Raw genomic sequence first — 14,758 nt, forward strand, 5'->3', positions numbered from 1 at the left:
CTACCCCCTGAATCCTGGTGGGATGGTGTTATCCGGGCGGGAAATCGCATTCAGATCCCGCATACCTGACGGCGTTGTCACTTCCCAGGCTTCCTCGTAGTGTTTCGAAGGGCCAAAGAACGTTGCGGCCTGTTTCACGTACTCGGTGTTAAGCTTCCCCGTAGCTCTTACGAAGTCAGCGTATCGCTGCGTACCCTCGAGCAACTCCTGGGCCGTAGATCCTGAGTTGACTCTTGCACTCCAGGCCTTGCAGGCATCGGCCTTGCTATTGCCTCCAGCACGCTTTGGATAAATCGCCCACACCTGCTCGAACTCATCTGGATAGGCATTTTTTTTTGGTGGCGTCTCATCATCGGGAGAACCATCACCCTCTGGGGGTGTGGCAGAGCCATGCCCCGAAGTGTTTTCTTCTTCCTGTTCCTGTTCCTGTTCCTGTTCCTGGTTAAGGAACGGTTCGAGAACCCTTTCTGAACCCTTTAGCTTCGCACCACCAAAATGAGCTATCGCGTCAGCCATAACCCGCGCCAAATCTGGCTTCACTGAGGATTTATCCGGCACTTGAGAAAACAAACGCATTGCCGCTATACCCTGATTCGGGTTCTCAACTGGGTTCCAGTTCATGAAGTTCCGAATAAGCACCCATTTCGAGGCAAAATCACGCGTTGCGAAACCGTTCTTAGATAGTTCATCAAACCCTTTCGCAACCCTTTCAGAAGTCCAATTGAGGTCTTCCGAAACGTATCCATCAGGCAGTCGAAAACACCCAATCATGTTCGTGTGTTGCCCCGTGAGCAGGTACAGCGCGAGCAACCGGGCATCATCAGAAACCCGACGCATTCCATCGCTTATCCAAAAAGATGTATGCACCTTGCCGTAATCACGCATAAAAACCCCTGAACACTTAAATTGCTGTAGCTTCGTCAGTTCTGGCGGAGTGCTTAAAAACGATCTCGACGCACAAAAATACGCATGCCTGACAGATTGAGACGCCATCCCCAGCGATGAGAACGCCAGAAACTTCGACGTTCGTCTTTCCGCAAAAAGAGCACTTATGGGTTGGCTGGATATTTACCTTGGTATTGGTTACTGGCATACTCGCCTCGCAACGACTGTCCGTTCTTGCATTAGAGGGCCCTTTCTGTACCCGCAGAAGGGCCTTCGCCTTTTCCAATCCAGTCATGCAGCCCCCAGCATTGAAGTTACCAGCGTCATCAGTGGCAGCGTTAAGTCCGGATCCACGCGGAACATCTCGACAATCCCCTCACTCAATTCCTTCAGCTTCTGATGCTTTGGTGCGCCCATGGCGATGGCTATCTTCGCTTCGCTGGTCTCTTTCTCCAGTCGCGCCAGGCGGGCCATGATGTTGTCTTCCGGCAGCAGTCGGTTGCGGTGCTCCAGCGGAAGAACGGCAAGGATCGCCGGGGTTAGCAGTTGAATGTTGCGCTGAGCCGCCATGGTGGTTCCGTCGAGCCAGCGGAATAGCTTCTGACGGCGACGGCTCAGATCATCGGGAAAGTCCAGCGCGTCTCCGCCCCGCCTCTCCCATTCCTCAACAATCAGCCCGGCAACGAAGTCCTGATTGTTAATTGACGCTGCCCAGGCGCGAACGGCTGAGCAGACTGCGTGGTGGCTAAAGCTATCACCAGAAGCAGCCTTACGCTGATTCTGAGATATCAATCGCCTATCCATCGCGGTGTTATTATTTTGAAACGTAAGTGATTGCATGATGCTTTCCCTTTCGTGGTTAAGGTGCCATTCAGGCAACTGAATGCGGGAACAAATCCGATAGGTCAGGTCTAATTTCATGGGCCTTAACTTCACCATTCGTAGCCTTGACGATCGACATGACGTGCTTCGGGGAGACAGAGCCACCATTCAGCCATTTATGAACAGCGGGTTGTGATACCCCGCAAGCATCAGCCAGCCTCTGCTGACTGCCCACGATTTTCAGCACTCTGTAGATAACTAGATTCATGAATCATTCCTCAAATGGTAATCAACAACGAAAAGATAACTCAAGTTATGCCCAAAGTACATAACCTTTGTTATTTTACTTTCTATAACCACGGTTATAAATTGACAATATGAAAACTTTCGCAGAACGATTGATCGCTGCCATGAGCGCCGCAGGTTTGTCTCAAGGGCAATTAGCGGAGCGTGTTGGACTTTCACAGCCAGCGATTCAAAAAATGACATCAGGAAAGACAAATGGCAGCCGTAAAATGGTTGAGCTTTCTCGCGCGCTAAGCGTTAGACCGGAGTGGTTAAGCAATGGAAGTGGACCGATGCGCAATGAACACACGGTCCCTCCTGAGAAAGAATGGGGAAAAATAGACTCGTGGGATAGAAATTCACCACTTCCTGAAGATGAGGTGGAGATACCTTTCTTGAGAGATATAGAGTTCGCATGCGGGGATGGAAGGTTTTCCGATGAGGATTACAACGGTTTTAAGCTACGTTTTTCTAAATCCACCCTCAGAAGGGTTGGAGCTAATACCGACGGTTCAGGCATTTTATGCTTCCCCGCCAGAGGGAATAGCATGGAGCCAAATATCCCTGATGGCACAACTGTAGCCGTAAATACAAATGATAAGAAAATAGTAGATGGCAAAATGTATGCAATCAATGAGGATGGGTGGAAAAGAATTAAGTTACTTTACCGCATTGGCCCAGACATGATCAGCATTCGCAGTTACAACAGCACGGAGTATCCTTCAGAGGAAAAAAATCTCGGTGAGATAGAAATTATAGGCAGAGTTTTTTGGTGGTCAGTTTTAGACTATTAACACAGATATGGGATACCCCAAATGGATGCATTTAAAAACAGGTTAAAACTTCACAGCGATCATGTAAAAAGTGTTGGGATACATTGCACGACAGAAGAAACGACAAAACAGGCATTAATCTTACCTTTTTTGGATATTCTTGGCTTTAGTCCATACGACCCGCAAAAAGTAAAAGCTGAATATGGTGCTGATTTCCCAGGGGTCAAGGCCAACGAGCGAGTTGATTACGCCCTGTTCTGTCAGGGTATCCCTGTCATGTTTATTGAAGCCAAAGCCTATAAAGAAAAAATAGATAACCACTGCCCGCAACTATCAAGATATTTCAACTCAACGCCGGAAGTAACAATTTCCGCCATAACGAATGGGGTTGAGTGGAGATTCTTTACAGATTTAAAAGAAAAAAATATCATGGACCCTACCCCATTCTTAAAAATAAGAATGGATGAAGTTACAGATTCAGACGCAGAACAATTATTCAGATTTAGACATGATAAATTCAAACCAGAAGCCTTAAGAACCTTAGCAGAAGAGAGCGTGTATCTTTCTGCGTTTACTAAAACAATAAGCTCAAGCCTTCGAGAAGTAGATCAAGAATTTGTTAGATACGTCGCAAGCAGATCAAGTGTAGAAAGGCAGTTAAATCAGAGATTCCTTGAGTCAATCACTCCACTGGTTAAACAAGCAGTAGAATTATCAGTAAGCGCCATGGTTGTTTCTGGGCTATCAGGTAAGAGCTCAACAGAATCAGTACACGATGAAATTAATGATGACCATACGCATGAAGCATCTGATGCGCAAGCGGACATTGTCGACCCAGACAACCCCAACATCGTCACGACATACAATGAAAGGCAGCTCTTTGAAAAGATTGCGTCCATTATTGGGGCTGAGCATGACATTCAATACAAAGACACCGCATCATACTTCGGCGTACTCTACCAAGGGAAAACCAATCGCTGGATAGTCCGCTACTATGATAAAAAATCGAAATCTTCAATTCAGCTCCCTATAGAATTAAACGACATAACCATTAACGAAATCTCCAGAGCAGGGTTAACCTGCGATGCATCAAGAATCTACATGGAAAATCCTGAAGACATCCTGAGGATATCAGGGTTGGTTCTCGATTCATTTGAGTACGTAAAAAACGACGAAAATTTCCGCAAAAAATGATTCCATAACCGGTCGAAAGGCCGGTTTACTGATCTGTCCCGCCAAATCCCCCAGCTCGACTCAAGATCAATACCACAAACTCACAAAATAAATTCCCTTTGTTATCATTTGCATATAACTTAATTCCCATTATTATAAATTAAGTTATGGACAGCATAAATAACTATAGTTATCCTTACCTCATCGCGAAAACAAACGCGCATAAGGTTCAACAACGTTCCGCCAGCCTGGCGACAAGGGCAAACGAGAGGGAGTGAGATGAGCAACGTAAAAGTGGCGCCCATCAGAATTGACGCCAGCGAAGCAGTAAGGCAATTGGGTGAACTTATTGACCTATTTAAATTTGAAACCCGTTCCTTTGAATGCGTTACCCAGCATGGCATTGAGCTGTTTTGTAACAACATCCTTGCCCTGCTGAATTGCATCGTCCTTTGTGATTTCCCTGCCGCAATCGGCGCAGGATGCCCCGACGAAGTTGTTCTCAAAATCAAAATCATCGGGTCGCTTGATGAGTTCGCAGCCGCAATCCGGGCAGGCGAGTTTCATCTGGATTGAGTCACACATGTTTAATTCCTCTTCACTATTGGGGGATTAAACATTAACCGATTCCTTTCTATTGGGGAATAGCAGGAACCCACGCAGCCTGAGTGGGTTATCAAACCAGGCACTACTTAAGGGGGGTTGAGATGAAAGCTAATCCAGTAATACCAAACAGCGGTCGCGCAGTGGCAATGCGCAGCCAGCGCACCGGCGCAGCATGGCTGGTTTCTTTTGATTACCGCGAAGGGCTGTACTGGCACGAACCGCAGGGAAACCTGCGCAATATCCGCCGCCCGTATTCTTCACGCACCATTGACCCTTCTCTTGTACCAGCGGGGACACACTGATGGGGACTCTGTTTGCTTTAGTGCTCACTGTCGGCATGACGAATGGCAGCTTTCAGGATGTGGTTATCGGGGTGTACGACAACCAGCAACAATGTGAAATCGCAGCAGTTGAACAGCATGTTTCTGGTGAATGTTATCCGGTAGACGCGGTTATCCCGGCTGATGAAATTCCAGCATCAAGATCGTTTTAGGGGGCGTTATGCAGGAGAAGAAATGCGCTTACCGCCGGTGCGGAAAGCCGATTGAACAAGGCAAAGAAGTGAAGAACAAGCTGACGCTGATCCACGGCGCGCAGCTGAAGCACGAAGAGCGCGATTACTGCTGCGTACGTTGCGCTTCGTACGACCAGATGGCCCACGAGTCATAACGTAAAAACCCGCCGAAGCGGGCCTGTACGTCCGGTGCTCTCGACCAAAGTTACACCGGAAATTACCAAAACCAATGAACACACCCAATGGGCGCCACCAATGGCCCGGGGATTCTAACATCCGAAAAAGAGGATTGAACATGGAATTCTTCTACGTAGTTAAGGCTACACAGAAATCCGGCAAGAAAGATGCAGTGATTTGGTTCAGCGCGAAATCCGAAGCGCGCGCCAACCTGCAGCTTGATGTTGAGCTGGAAGATGCAGATATCGAAACTGGCCGCGGTAAGGACTACGCCAAGCCGGTGCGCACTGACATGCCGGTTGTTGACGACCTGCCGGAGGAAGGCGTGGTTGATTTTACCTGGTGCGAACGCTACGAACTGGCCGAAGATCAGCGCACCTGGCAGCTGAAAGACGGCGCGGCGCCGCAGGATGCTTTCCACCAGGAAGATGCTGACGACGGCCACGAAAGCAAGATTGTTAACGTTGAATACAACATCGCGCCTATGGGATTCCGCGTGCAACTGCTGGCGCAGTTCATGGCTGAGGACCTGCACGTCTACTGCATCAACAAAGAAACCCAGGCGAAAATCGCCGCGCTGGAAATGGACACGGACAACACCTACGTCCAGAACCTGCTGCTGGCCGCCGAGAACGCACCTGAGGTTAAGGCCTTCGACATGCCGACGCTGTGGAAGTTGACCTCCGCAGTTAAGACGGTATTCCCGCAGGACAAGCGCAGCGAGCTGAACCTGGTTATTCAGTTCGTGAAAGCCTGGGCGACTACTGAGCACATCGACCGTGTTCTGCTGGTCAAAGAATGGCAGAAAGGTAACCGCGTGGCGCAGATTCAGCGTACCGACGTTAAAACAAATGCTGGCGGCGGCAATAAGACCGATCGTCCGGATGGTTACGAGCACACTCTGGACACGCTGGACGAGGAGATTGCACTGGCCACTTTGCCAATGGATTTCAATATCTACGAAATCCCTGGTTCTATTCATCGTCGCGCGAAAGAGATCGTCAGCAAAAAAGAAAGTCCATTCGCTGAGTGGTCTAAGGCACTGCGTAAAACCGCTGGCATCCTGGACTATTCGCGCGCTGCTATCTTCGCGCTCATCCGTGGCGCCGCAGAGAACGTTCACCACTTCCCGGTCAGCCTGCAGACGTATATCAACGCTAATCTTACTGAGTCAAAACATGATGCGCCAACAGCGGAAACCGTGGCTGTCGCCCAAAACATCGCAGGGAATGGCGATGAATTGAATGCAGAGGAAATCAGCCACGATGAAGTGAGCCGCCGACTGGCAGCCGAGCGTGGAGAGTTTGTACCGGGTATCAGCGACCCAACAGATCCTCGATGGGTTCACGAAGACCTGACACAAACCAAACAACCAGAAATCGCCAACGTGGGCGGAGGGATTTTCTCCATCGATGGCTTGATGAATGCCCCAGCAAAACCAACCGAGGAAACCACCAGCCATGTGCAGATGGAAAAGACTGAGCGCGCCGAAGGCGAAACTAACGATGCGGTATCAGCAGGCGAAGGTGCTGTGGAAGATGATCAGCAGACAGATACCGTAGCTGAAATCGTGTGTACTGGTTGCGGTGCTGTCGGTGGCGGCCACTGTCCGGAATGCTGTCCCGTTGTTGGCGATGCTACCTACGCAGCAATGGAAGCGGATTTGAAAGAAGAAGCTGATGCGCGTGAACTTGAAGGCAGCAACGCGGAAATTCTGGCCGCCGCGGCACCGAGCCTGGCGAACCATGAAGCGGCAGATGTTAACCAAAAACCGGAAAACGTGAATCAAAATGACGGTTCAGTGCATCAGGAAGACCAAAATGCGCATCAAAGCAGCCCAGAAGTGAATCAGCCAGAACCTGTTGCCGAATACCCTGCTTTCTTCGAGCCTGGCCGCTATGAAGGGCTACCGAACGAGGTCTACCACAGTGCCAACGGCATCAGCTCCACGCAGGTGAAAGATGCTCGCGTGAGCCTGATGTACTTCAACGCGCGCCACGTCGAGAAGACCATCACGAAAGAACGCTCTCCTGTTCTGGATATGGGCAACCTGGTGCATGCACTGGCCCTGCAGCCTGAACTGCTGGATGCCGAATTCAGCGTTGAACCGGTAATCCCGGAAGGCGCATTCACCACGACGGCAACGATCCGCGCGTTTATCGATGAGCACAACGCCAAACTGCCAGCGCTGCTGTCAGCCGACGATGTCAAAGCGCTGCTGGAAGAGTACAACGCCACCCTGCCGCCGCAGGTACCGCTGGGCGCATCGCTGGAAGAAACCGGACAAAGCTACATGGCGCTGCCTGCGGAGTTTCAGCGCATTGAAGAAGGACAGAAGCAGACCGCAACGGCGATGAAAGCCTGCATCAAAGAGTACAACGCCACCCTGCCGCCGCAGGTGAAGACCAGCGGAAGCCGTGACGCGCTGCTCGAGCAACTGGCGGTGATTAACCCTGACCTCGTCGCGCAGGAAGCGCAGAAACCTCAGCCGCTGAAAGTCTCAGGTACCAAAGCAGACCTGATTCAGGCCGTGAAAGCCGTTAATCCGGATGCGGTGTTCGCCGACGAACTGCTGGATGCATGGCGCGAGAACCCGGAAGGAAAAGTGCTGGTCACCCGCCAGCAGTTGAGCACTGCACTGGCCATTCAGAAAGCGCTGCTGGACCACCCGACCGCAGGCAAGCTGTTGACCCATCCGAGCCGCGCCGTCGAAGTGAGTTATTTCGGCTTTGACGATGAAACCGGGCTGGAAGTCCGTGTGCGCCCTGACCTCGAAATCGACCTCGATGGTGTTCGCGTCGGTGCAGACCTCAAAACCATCAGCATGTGGAACATCAAGCAGGAAGGCCTGCGCGCCAAGCTGCACCGGGAAATTATCGACCGCGATTACCACCTGAGCGCGGCAATGTATTGCGAGACGGCAGCGCTGGACCAGTTCTTCTGGATTTTCGTCAACAAAGACGAGAACTACCACTGGATCGCCATCATCGAGGCATCGGCTGAACTGCTGGAGCTGGGCATGCTCGAGTACCGCAAGGCAATGCGCGCCATCGCGACCGGCTTTGATACTGGCGAGTGGCCAGCGCCAATCACCGGCGACTACACCGACGAACTGAACGACTTCGACATGCGCCGCCTTGAAGCGCTGCGCCTGGCATAAGGGGAATGATGATGGAAAACATGAATATCGTGAACGCTGAGCAACAGACACCAACCACCATTTCAGCGAGCAATGCCATTTTCAACGTGCAGGCATTAACCCAGTTGCAGGCCGTTGCGGGTTTGATGGCTCAGGCTGCTGTGACAGTTCCTGAGCATCTTCGCGGAAACCCGGCTGATTGCATGGCGATCATCATGCAGGCCATGCAGTGGGGCATGAACCCATACGCCGTGGCGCAGAAAACACATCTGGTGAATGGTGTTCTGGGGTACGAGGCTCAACTGGTTAACGCGGTGATTTCCAGCTCAAACGCTATCGTGGGCCGCTTCCACTATGAGTACGAGGGCGACTGGTCAAAATGCGCCAGCAGCCGTGAAGAGATCGTCAAGAAGCCTGCAAAAGGCGGCGGGACGTACGATAAAAAAGAGATGGTTCGCGGCTGGAACAGCGCAGATGAACAAGGCCTCTCAGTGCGTGTTGGCGCGGTCATTCGCGGCGAGAGTGAAGTTACCTGGGGAGAGCCTGTTTTCCTTTCCAGCGTGATTACCCGCAATTCCCCGCTGTGGATCTCAAACCCTAAACAGCAGATCGCCTATCTAGCTCTGAAGTACTGGGCGCGCCTCTACTGCCCGGCAGTTGTTCTTGGCGTCTACACCCCGGACGAAGTCGAGCCGCGCGCAGAGAAGGAGATCAACCCGGCGCCGCAGCGTGTTAGCCTGGCTGAAATCTCAGGTGACAACGTAACAACCACCGGCAGCGCGCGTGAATCCGCAGTGAATATCGACTCGATCGCCGACGAATTCCGGGACCGGATTGATGCAGCCGAAGATATTGACGCTGCCAAAGCGGTTGGCGAAGACATCAACCAGGCGAAAGCCGCGCTGGGCTCATCACTGTTCACCGAACTCAAGAACAAAGCCACCCAACGTTATCACCGGGTGAATGCTCGCAACAAAGTCGAAGCGACTATTAACTCCCTGCCTAACGCAGGCGAACCAGGGGCGGCAGAACAGTTTGAGAAGGCAGAAGCCGCACTTACCGCCGCGCGCCGCCACCTGGGCGATGAACTGTACGAGCAGTTCCGCGTGACGCTCGATGACATGAAACCTGAATACGTTGGCTAATGGAGGCGGGAGGGTTCGCCCTCCCGGTAACAAAATGAGCAAATTCACAAAAGAGCAGTTGGTTAATTACGTAAAGGGATGTATCGAGCACGCCGAGCGGTTTCCGGGCGTCGAAATAGCCGACAAAGAAAAGGCGATATTTGAAATTGCACTGACAGCACTAACTGCCCCGGCAGTTCCTGACGAAGTGACATCAGAGACTAAGCCGAACAGCAGTTATGAATGGCGTAAAGGATGGAACGCCTGCCGCGCCGCCATGATTCAGGAGCCAGATGCCGAGCAGCAGTTGCATATCAAAACTGAAGAAGATCCCATTTCGGCTCGCCGCCGTAGGAATCGCGAATCTAACGCTCGAGCTCGCGAGCGTGAAACTCCAGAGCAGGGGCAAGCGCGTAAAGAGAAAAATAGATTGCGCATGCGCATCAGTCGCAAAAGCGGTGCTTTGTGAAACTTAATACCCTCGATAACGGAGGTCGGCCCCAGCCGGGGCCGAATTATCAGCATGGTAGATAAATTTGAACGTCAGAAAGCGGTCGCTCATTACCTGCTCGAAAATCCGCAGGCAAGCCCCGTACAAATCAGCGAAGCGCTTTGCCTTACCGATCGCGCTACGCGCTACATCATCGGCGTAATGACCGAACGCGGCATGATTCTGCGCACCAGGAATGCCGTTGATGGACGTATTCACAATTTCATCGTTAGCGATTGGTATGCGTCAGAACTCATTGATGGGCCAGCGCCAGCGGCGCTCGGGAAGGACCGGCAACTGGAAGCGACAGCCAACCAGTTAGAGAGTCGCGGCTTGTGGCGCCGGGCGGCGACAGTCTGGGCGGAATTATCCCGCCTGCAGAAGACGGTAACCGGCGTGGCCACTATTGCGTCTCGGCGTAACCGCTGTATTCGATTAGGGAGAGCATAAGTATGAGCCTGAAACACCGCCTTCCGGAGCTGGAAGCCAGCATTGAGCCTGCCGCGCTGCGCGCGGCTGCAGATGAGTATTCTGACCTGCTGCTGACATTGTGCCTCTGCATGAAGATGGCCGGGCCTACCAGGGCGAATGTTCGCGCCTGCGCCACTGCACTGAAAGGCCGCCTGACAACCTGGCACAGCCAGAAAGAGCTGAGCGCCATCCTCAGCAGTTGGGACCCTGTAGGTTACGTCCTCGGCCTGCGCCGGGAAGCGAACCGCGCCGCCGCCAGCAATGGCGATCCGATTGATGTGTTTGTGTGAGGTGAGCATGAAACTAATTAACCGCGGCAATAAGCAGTCACCCATCGCACGCCAGGCCTGCGCCATTGCGCTGGAGACACACCACCAGCGTTACGGCGACTACGGTCGCAGCAAGATGAAAGAGACTTACACCGTCCGGGTATCCGGCGTGAAGGTTTGGGTAGAAGTGGTCAATCGTTGTCGCAGCTATGTCGCGACAGCGATGACGGGGATGCGCCGACTGCGTGCGCTGCCGGGCCAGGTGAGTTGATTCTGAATTATCATTAACACGTCACTGGCAGCCTTATAATCGGCTGCCAGCAGGAGGCAAAATGGCAAAGCTTATGAACCTGCAGGAATGGGCAGACTCTGTTTATTCCACCCCACCTTCTTTATCGACACTGCGTCGCTGGTGTCGTGAGGGGCGAATTTATCCAGCTCCGGAGCGCCACGGAAAAGAGTATCGGTTGGTCCCTGACTCTATTTACGTGGATCCAAGCAAAAAGAACTTACGCCCAAAAGCAATACGGCAAGAACTGCCAAAGAAAGGCACCCTACTGGAGAGACTGAAACATGGCGAACAGGCCAGTACGTTACGACGCTAACCTGCCCCGTAATCTGACCTTTCGCAAAAGAGATAAGCTCTTCTCATGGCGCAACCCGATCACCGGGCAGGAAATATCGCTCGGCCGGGTTGACCGGAAAGATGCAATAGCTCAGGCCATAGAAGCCAATAGCTATATCGACCAGAACTACCTTCCATCAACGCTCCTCGACAAAATTAAAGACGTGCCGACATTTATGGTGTCGGCATGGCTGGAGCGTTATGTGGTTATTCTTGAGCGAAGAGACCTGAAGGCCAGCACAATGAAGGTGCGCAAAAATCAGATCGCCACAATCAAAGATGAGTTCGGCAAAATCCCGCTTGCCTCAGTGACGACGAAGGACGTTGCCGAATTTCTCGAATACTACATCGCATGCGATAAGAAGAGCATGGCCTCCGGCCTGCGCTCGGTTTTGCTGGATATCTTTCGGGAAGCGATCGTTGAGGGACATATAGACAGGAACCCGGCAGAGCCGACGCGCGCGCCGACGCCGAAGGTTAAGAGAGAAAGGCTGCTGCTGGAGCACTTCAACGCAATAAGGGGGATAGCTGAGGAAAACTCGGCGTGGCTGCCGAACGCGATGGACCTGGCACTGGTCACCGGGCAAAGGCGTGAAGACGTCACAAGATTGCGGTTCTCCGATGCGCGGGATGGCCTCCTTTTCATTACGCAGGAGAAAACCGGGCATAAGCTTGCGATGCCTTTGGATTTGAAGCTTGAAGCTGTGGGGTTAGTTTTGCAGGATGTGATCGACCGGTGCAGCATCAACAACCCGAGTGACTTTATGCTCTACTCACCGATACGAAATGGTGGCAGGAAGCCGGGCCCATTAACACCAGATGCGCTTACCCAGGCGTTTGCCGATACCAGGGATTTATCTGGGGTAAAATTTGGGCCTAACCCGCCACCGTTTCATGAGATCAGAAGCTTGGCCGGAAGACTGTATGAAAAGGAGCGCGACGAGAAATTTGCCCAGAGATTATTGGGACACAAAAATTTAACAATGACGCAAAAATATCTGGACGCGCGTGGTGCTGAGTATGATATGGTTTAAACAGGATATGGACATTTCGGGGGATTTTCGGGGAATTTCGTGCCACCCCAGAAAATAACCAATAGAATCAAGCAGATAAAAAGAGACCGAAAACGATTCCTGTTTTCGGTCCAGGGAAATGGCTCTTGGGAGAGAGCCGTGCGCTAAAAGTTGGCATTAATGCAGGCTAAGTCGCCTTGCTTTATAAGAATAGATGACCGTGACAGGTTTTCCAGTCCACAACGACTGTGAGCTGAAAAATTTCGTTCTATAAACGGCATAAGATAAAAAAACCGCAGCCATTCCAGAAGAATGCTTGCGGTTTTTTATTGATTTTTAAGCAGATGTTCTGCGAATCAGCAGAGTTTCTGCGCTCGCTCAATAAACGGCGCCAGACTCATTTTCACGCCGGGCTGTTTCGGATCGTCAACCTGAATAATACTCAGCGGCTGGGCCTGCGTTTTGCCCGCTTTCACCTGCTGCTCTGCGACATCGTTCAGCGGATACTGCACCAGCGTACTGGGGTTAATCACGTACAGCGCGTTATCAGGACGGCAGGTCAGCATCACCTCTTCGCGGTTAAACGCCCACTTGTCTTTGCCCACCTCAAAGCGGCTAACGGTGATGATCTGCGCCGACAGCGCGGATCCCGACGCCGTTAATAACAACAAAGAGAGAATAATCTTTTTCATAATTCGCCAGTTCAATTAAAAAGGTTCCCAGGTCGCAAACAGGCTTACGCTCGCCAGCACCAGCGCCCCCAGGATAATTTCGGCCTGTGTGGTCCACAGGAAAATACGCGCCACTCGCTCAGAGGCCATCGACATGCGCGGCACCAGCAGGTAACGATTCGCTAGTGCTACCACCACCATCAGCGCGACAAAACCGCACTTCACCCACAGCGCCAATCCGTAAGACGTGGCGGTGGTGAATCCGCCCTGAATCAGCCACGCGTTAACGACCCCACTCACGATGGCCCCTGCTACTGCCAGGTGCCCATAGCGGGAAAAACGCATCATGGTGGCAATCGCCGGTTGACGCCAGCGCCCTTTTGCCAGCCGCAGGCAATAGAGGAACGGAATTAGCCCGCCCACCCACGCACCCGCGCAGAGTAGATGTATCGCATGATTAACGCGCTGTAATACGCCCAGCGCGCCATCGCTCATGGCAGCATGGCCAACACCCGCCAGCAGAATAAACTGAGCCACACAGAGAAGCAAAAGCCGCCGCATCATCTGCCGTGGCTGAACCCAGGCTACGCCCAGCGCTACCCAGGCAAGTACAATCTGCCATAGCCAGACGCTGCCGAAGTGCGTCTGCACCACCGCCTGCCAGACCTCTGGCCGCCAGGTATCAGACCAGCCATCGCCCATTAACCCGCCCTGAGCCATCAGCATCAGCATCGCCGTGAGCACGCTCAGCACCAGCGAACCGCGCAGCAGTCTGAAAAAGCGCTGCACCAGCAAGCGCCGAAGTGCTATGGGAGCCCACCATCCGGCATAGAGCGTGCAGCCAAAGGCGACCATCAGGGTGGCGAAGTGGGCAAAGCGTAGCCCAACATAGAGAGCCGTCAGCATGGTTACTTCACGCTAAACTGGTACTGACCTTTGGTCTTGTGGCCGTCAACGGAAACCACGTGCCACTCAACGGTATAGAGTCCGTCTCCCAGCGCTTCATTGAGCGGGATAACCAACTGCGTGTTGTCCTTTTCGTTGCGCACCGCTTTGCCCACCGGGATAATTCGCCGATCGGGGCCGGTAAGGGTCACACCACTGAAACCCGGCTCAATACCTTCGGAGAAGTTAAGCGTTAAGGTCTGCGGCGCCGGGCTGACTTCCGAATTGGCCGCGGGAGTTTGCTGTTGCAGATGAGCGTGTGCAAAGACAGGTGAAGCACTTAGCGAGCCGAGTAAAAACAGCGCGGCACCCAGTGCGCGAGGAGCGGTGAATTTCATTTCCATCATTCCCTTTTGTTATCGATATATGACAAAGAATAACGCTGTATAATGTTCACGTCGAGATGAGCACCCTCTGGACTTGCCATTTTGCGATACTCTTAGTAACTTTTGCGCGTTATCCCAAGGAGAAAACCATGCATACCAATCTGGCAACCCTACCCCAGGACGAGATGGACAAAGTGAACGTCGATCTGGCCGCCGCTGGCGTGGCGTTTAAAGAGCGCTACAATATGCCGGTCGTCGCCGAAGTGGTGGAGCGCGAACAGCCTGCGCATCTGCGTGACTGGTTCCGCGAACGGTTAATTACACACCGCTTAGCCTCGGTAAACCTTTCTCGCCTGCCGTACGAGCCAAAAGCGAAATAAAGCTTACGCTAAGTGACAGTTCCTTACGTCCATCCTGATACTATCATCTGGAATAAAAGCCCAATGACAA

At 52.4% G+C, this 14,758-nt stretch carries 22 protein-coding genes; 14 read left to right on the top strand and 8 right to left on the bottom strand.

Going from position 1 to position 14,758, the window contains the following annotated elements:
- The 4 genes from V6944_RS00820 to V6944_RS00835 are packed head-to-tail and all read right to left on the bottom strand — an operon-like array spanning window position 1 to window position 1,975.
- Window positions 1-885 (bottom strand): hypothetical protein, encoded by an 885-nt coding sequence (locus V6944_RS00820; RefSeq protein ID WP_112203234.1) that lies wholly within the window; start codon window positions 883-885, stop codon window positions 1-3.
- 16 nt (window positions 886-901) lie between these two features.
- Window positions 902-1,180 carry a ClpX C4-type zinc finger protein gene (locus V6944_RS00825; RefSeq protein ID WP_333497531.1) on the bottom strand — a complete coding sequence of 93 codons (279 nt, stop codon included), beginning with the start codon at window positions 1,178-1,180 and terminating at the stop codon, window positions 902-904.
- On the bottom strand, window positions 1,177-1,725 hold the full coding sequence (locus V6944_RS00830; RefSeq protein ID WP_333497532.1) for a toxin YdaT domain-containing protein: 549 nt from the start codon (window positions 1,723-1,725) through the stop codon (window positions 1,177-1,179). Before V6944_RS00830 ends, V6944_RS00825 begins: the two co-directional genes overlap by 4 nt.
- Window positions 1,726-1,756: 31 nt before the next feature.
- Window positions 1,757-1,975 (bottom strand): transcriptional regulator, encoded by a 219-nt coding sequence (locus V6944_RS00835; RefSeq protein ID WP_202217827.1) that lies wholly within the window; start codon window positions 1,973-1,975, stop codon window positions 1,757-1,759.
- 109 nt (window positions 1,976-2,084) lie between these two features.
- Between V6944_RS00835 and V6944_RS00840 the strand changes: the two genes are divergently transcribed.
- Window positions 2,085-2,786, top strand: a complete 702-nt coding sequence (locus tag V6944_RS00840) for an XRE family transcriptional regulator (RefSeq protein ID WP_202217826.1) — start codon at window positions 2,085-2,087, stop codon at window positions 2,784-2,786.
- A gap of 21 nt (window positions 2,787-2,807) precedes the next feature.
- Window positions 2,808-3,959 (top strand): type I restriction endonuclease, encoded by a 1,152-nt coding sequence (locus V6944_RS00845; RefSeq protein ID WP_279084149.1) that lies wholly within the window; start codon window positions 2,808-2,810, stop codon window positions 3,957-3,959.
- Window positions 3,960-4,292: 333 nt separating this feature from the next.
- On the opposite strand, the gene V6944_RS23300 is transcribed toward V6944_RS00845, so the two are convergent.
- Window positions 4,293-4,523: an ECs_2282 family putative zinc-binding protein gene (locus V6944_RS23300; RefSeq protein ID WP_414467728.1), complete on the bottom strand. Its 231-nt coding sequence runs from the start codon at window positions 4,521-4,523 to the stop codon at window positions 4,293-4,295.
- 122 nt (window positions 4,524-4,645) lie between these two features.
- Between V6944_RS23300 and V6944_RS00855 the strand changes: the two genes are divergently transcribed.
- The 11 genes from V6944_RS00855 to V6944_RS00905 all read left to right on the top strand — a co-directional run bounded on the left by V6944_RS00855 (window position 4,646) and on the right by V6944_RS00905 (window position 12,387).
- On the top strand, window positions 4,646-4,846 hold the full coding sequence (locus V6944_RS00855) for a hypothetical protein (RefSeq protein WP_202209297.1): 201 nt from the start codon (window positions 4,646-4,648) through the stop codon (window positions 4,844-4,846).
- The gene (locus V6944_RS00860) at window positions 4,846-5,037 is read left to right on the top strand and encodes a DUF1482 family protein (protein WP_065554610.1); all 192 of its coding nucleotides are present in this window, start codon (window positions 4,846-4,848) and stop codon (window positions 5,035-5,037) included. The genes V6944_RS00855 and V6944_RS00860 overlap by 1 nt, the downstream gene beginning before the upstream one ends.
- 8 nt (window positions 5,038-5,045) lie before the next feature.
- A complete protein-coding gene (locus V6944_RS00865) occupies window positions 5,046-5,213 on the top strand; it encodes a YdaE family protein (RefSeq protein ID WP_333497533.1) in 168 nt (55 codons plus the stop codon).
- A 140-nt stretch (window positions 5,214-5,353) separates the two neighbouring features.
- Window positions 5,354-8,395 carry a RecE family exodeoxyribonuclease gene (locus V6944_RS00870; protein WP_333497534.1) on the top strand — a complete coding sequence of 1,014 codons (3,042 nt, stop codon included), beginning with the start codon at window positions 5,354-5,356 and terminating at the stop codon, window positions 8,393-8,395.
- An 11-nt stretch (window positions 8,396-8,406) separates the two neighbouring features.
- A complete protein-coding gene (locus V6944_RS00875) occupies window positions 8,407-9,519 on the top strand; it encodes a RecT family recombinase (protein ID WP_333497903.1) in 1,113 nt (370 codons plus the stop codon).
- Window positions 9,520-9,553: 34 nt separating this feature from the next.
- A complete protein-coding gene (locus V6944_RS00880; RefSeq protein WP_333497535.1) occupies window positions 9,554-9,967 on the top strand; it encodes a hypothetical protein in 414 nt (137 codons plus the stop codon).
- A gap of 54 nt (window positions 9,968-10,021) precedes the next feature.
- Window positions 10,022-10,438: a PerC family transcriptional regulator gene (locus tag V6944_RS00885; RefSeq protein WP_333497536.1), complete on the top strand. Its 417-nt coding sequence runs from the start codon at window positions 10,022-10,024 to the stop codon at window positions 10,436-10,438.
- 2 nt (window positions 10,439-10,440) lie between these two features.
- On the top strand, window positions 10,441-10,749 hold the full coding sequence (locus V6944_RS00890) for a DUF7740 domain-containing protein (protein WP_185667596.1): 309 nt from the start codon (window positions 10,441-10,443) through the stop codon (window positions 10,747-10,749).
- Between the two features lie 7 nt (window positions 10,750-10,756).
- Window positions 10,757-10,999 (top strand): DUF4060 family protein, encoded by a 243-nt coding sequence (locus V6944_RS00895; protein WP_333497537.1) that lies wholly within the window; start codon window positions 10,757-10,759, stop codon window positions 10,997-10,999.
- A gap of 73 nt (window positions 11,000-11,072) precedes the next feature.
- Window positions 11,073-11,333 (top strand): excisionase, encoded by a 261-nt coding sequence (locus V6944_RS00900; RefSeq protein ID WP_333497904.1) that lies wholly within the window; start codon window positions 11,073-11,075, stop codon window positions 11,331-11,333.
- On the top strand, window positions 11,302-12,387 hold the full coding sequence (locus tag V6944_RS00905; RefSeq protein ID WP_333497538.1) for a tyrosine-type recombinase/integrase: 1,086 nt from the start codon (window positions 11,302-11,304) through the stop codon (window positions 12,385-12,387). Before V6944_RS00900 ends, V6944_RS00905 begins: the two co-directional genes overlap by 32 nt.
- A 335-nt stretch (window positions 12,388-12,722) precedes the next feature.
- Here V6944_RS00905 and V6944_RS00910 read toward each other — a convergent pair whose 3' ends face one another.
- The 3 genes from V6944_RS00910 to yobA are packed head-to-tail and all read right to left on the bottom strand — an operon-like array spanning window position 12,723 to window position 14,320.
- Window positions 12,723-13,061: a YebY family protein gene (locus V6944_RS00910; RefSeq protein ID WP_185667764.1), complete on the bottom strand. Its 339-nt coding sequence runs from the start codon at window positions 13,059-13,061 to the stop codon at window positions 12,723-12,725.
- Between the two features lie 12 nt (window positions 13,062-13,073).
- The gene (gene copD, locus V6944_RS00915) at window positions 13,074-13,943 is read right to left on the bottom strand and encodes a copper homeostasis membrane protein CopD (protein ID WP_333497539.1); all 870 of its coding nucleotides are present in this window, start codon (window positions 13,941-13,943) and stop codon (window positions 13,074-13,076) included.
- Between the two features lie 2 nt (window positions 13,944-13,945).
- Window positions 13,946-14,320 carry a CopC domain-containing protein YobA gene (gene yobA, locus V6944_RS00920; RefSeq protein ID WP_333497540.1) on the bottom strand — a complete coding sequence of 125 codons (375 nt, stop codon included), beginning with the start codon at window positions 14,318-14,320 and terminating at the stop codon, window positions 13,946-13,948.
- A 137-nt stretch (window positions 14,321-14,457) separates the two neighbouring features.
- Here yobA and V6944_RS00925 point away from each other — a divergent pair, with 137 nt between their 5' ends.
- Window positions 14,458-14,688, top strand: coding sequence for a DNA polymerase III subunit theta (locus V6944_RS00925; RefSeq protein WP_185667589.1), 231 nt, complete (start codon window positions 14,458-14,460; stop codon window positions 14,686-14,688).
- Window positions 14,689-14,758 lie beyond the last annotated feature (70 nt).

Source organism: Kluyvera sp. CHPC 1.2972 (assembly GCF_036759925.1).
Lineage (GTDB): Bacteria > Pseudomonadota > Gammaproteobacteria > Enterobacterales > Enterobacteriaceae > Kluyvera.

What these genes read in the sequence shown, in the direction of transcription:
- V6944_RS00875 (WP_333497903.1), top strand. Translation starts at nt 8,407, where the DNA reads ATGGAAAACATGAATATCGTGAACGCTGAGCAACAGACACCAACCACC.
- yobA (WP_333497540.1), bottom strand. Translation starts at nt 14,320, where the DNA reads ATGAAATTCACCGCTCCTCGCGCACTGGGTGCCGCGCTGTTTTTACTC.
- V6944_RS00885 (WP_333497536.1), top strand. Translation starts at nt 10,022, where the DNA reads ATGGTAGATAAATTTGAACGTCAGAAAGCGGTCGCTCATTACCTGCTC.
- V6944_RS00830 (WP_333497532.1), bottom strand. Translation starts at nt 1,725, where the DNA reads ATGCAATCACTTACGTTTCAAAATAATAACACCGCGATGGATAGGCGA.
- V6944_RS00895 (WP_333497537.1), top strand. Translation starts at nt 10,757, where the DNA reads ATGAAACTAATTAACCGCGGCAATAAGCAGTCACCCATCGCACGCCAG.
- V6944_RS00835 (WP_202217827.1), bottom strand. Translation starts at nt 1,975, where the DNA reads ATGAATCTAGTTATCTACAGAGTGCTGAAAATCGTGGGCAGTCAGCAG.
- V6944_RS00890 (WP_185667596.1), top strand. Translation starts at nt 10,441, where the DNA reads ATGAGCCTGAAACACCGCCTTCCGGAGCTGGAAGCCAGCATTGAGCCT.
- copD (WP_333497539.1), bottom strand. Translation starts at nt 13,943, where the DNA reads ATGCTGACGGCTCTCTATGTTGGGCTACGCTTTGCCCACTTCGCCACC.
- V6944_RS00855 (WP_202209297.1), top strand. Translation starts at nt 4,646, where the DNA reads ATGAAAGCTAATCCAGTAATACCAAACAGCGGTCGCGCAGTGGCAATG.
- V6944_RS00840 (WP_202217826.1), top strand. Translation starts at nt 2,085, where the DNA reads ATGAAAACTTTCGCAGAACGATTGATCGCTGCCATGAGCGCCGCAGGT.
- V6944_RS00865 (WP_333497533.1), top strand. Translation starts at nt 5,046, where the DNA reads ATGCAGGAGAAGAAATGCGCTTACCGCCGGTGCGGAAAGCCGATTGAA.
- V6944_RS00925 (WP_185667589.1), top strand. Translation starts at nt 14,458, where the DNA reads ATGCATACCAATCTGGCAACCCTACCCCAGGACGAGATGGACAAAGTG.
- V6944_RS00860 (WP_065554610.1), top strand. Translation starts at nt 4,846, where the DNA reads ATGGGGACTCTGTTTGCTTTAGTGCTCACTGTCGGCATGACGAATGGC.
- V6944_RS00825 (WP_333497531.1), bottom strand. Translation starts at nt 1,180, where the DNA reads ATGACTGGATTGGAAAAGGCGAAGGCCCTTCTGCGGGTACAGAAAGGG.
- V6944_RS00905 (WP_333497538.1), top strand. Translation starts at nt 11,302, where the DNA reads ATGGCGAACAGGCCAGTACGTTACGACGCTAACCTGCCCCGTAATCTG.
- V6944_RS00880 (WP_333497535.1), top strand. Translation starts at nt 9,554, where the DNA reads ATGAGCAAATTCACAAAAGAGCAGTTGGTTAATTACGTAAAGGGATGT.
- V6944_RS23300 (WP_414467728.1), bottom strand. Translation starts at nt 4,523, where the DNA reads ATGTGTGACTCAATCCAGATGAAACTCGCCTGCCCGGATTGCGGCTGC.
- V6944_RS00820 (WP_112203234.1), bottom strand. Translation starts at nt 885, where the DNA reads ATGCGTGATTACGGCAAGGTGCATACATCTTTTTGGATAAGCGATGGA.
- V6944_RS00870 (WP_333497534.1), top strand. Translation starts at nt 5,354, where the DNA reads ATGGAATTCTTCTACGTAGTTAAGGCTACACAGAAATCCGGCAAGAAA.
- V6944_RS00900 (WP_333497904.1), top strand. Translation starts at nt 11,073, where the DNA reads ATGAACCTGCAGGAATGGGCAGACTCTGTTTATTCCACCCCACCTTCT.
- V6944_RS00845 (WP_279084149.1), top strand. Translation starts at nt 2,808, where the DNA reads ATGGATGCATTTAAAAACAGGTTAAAACTTCACAGCGATCATGTAAAA.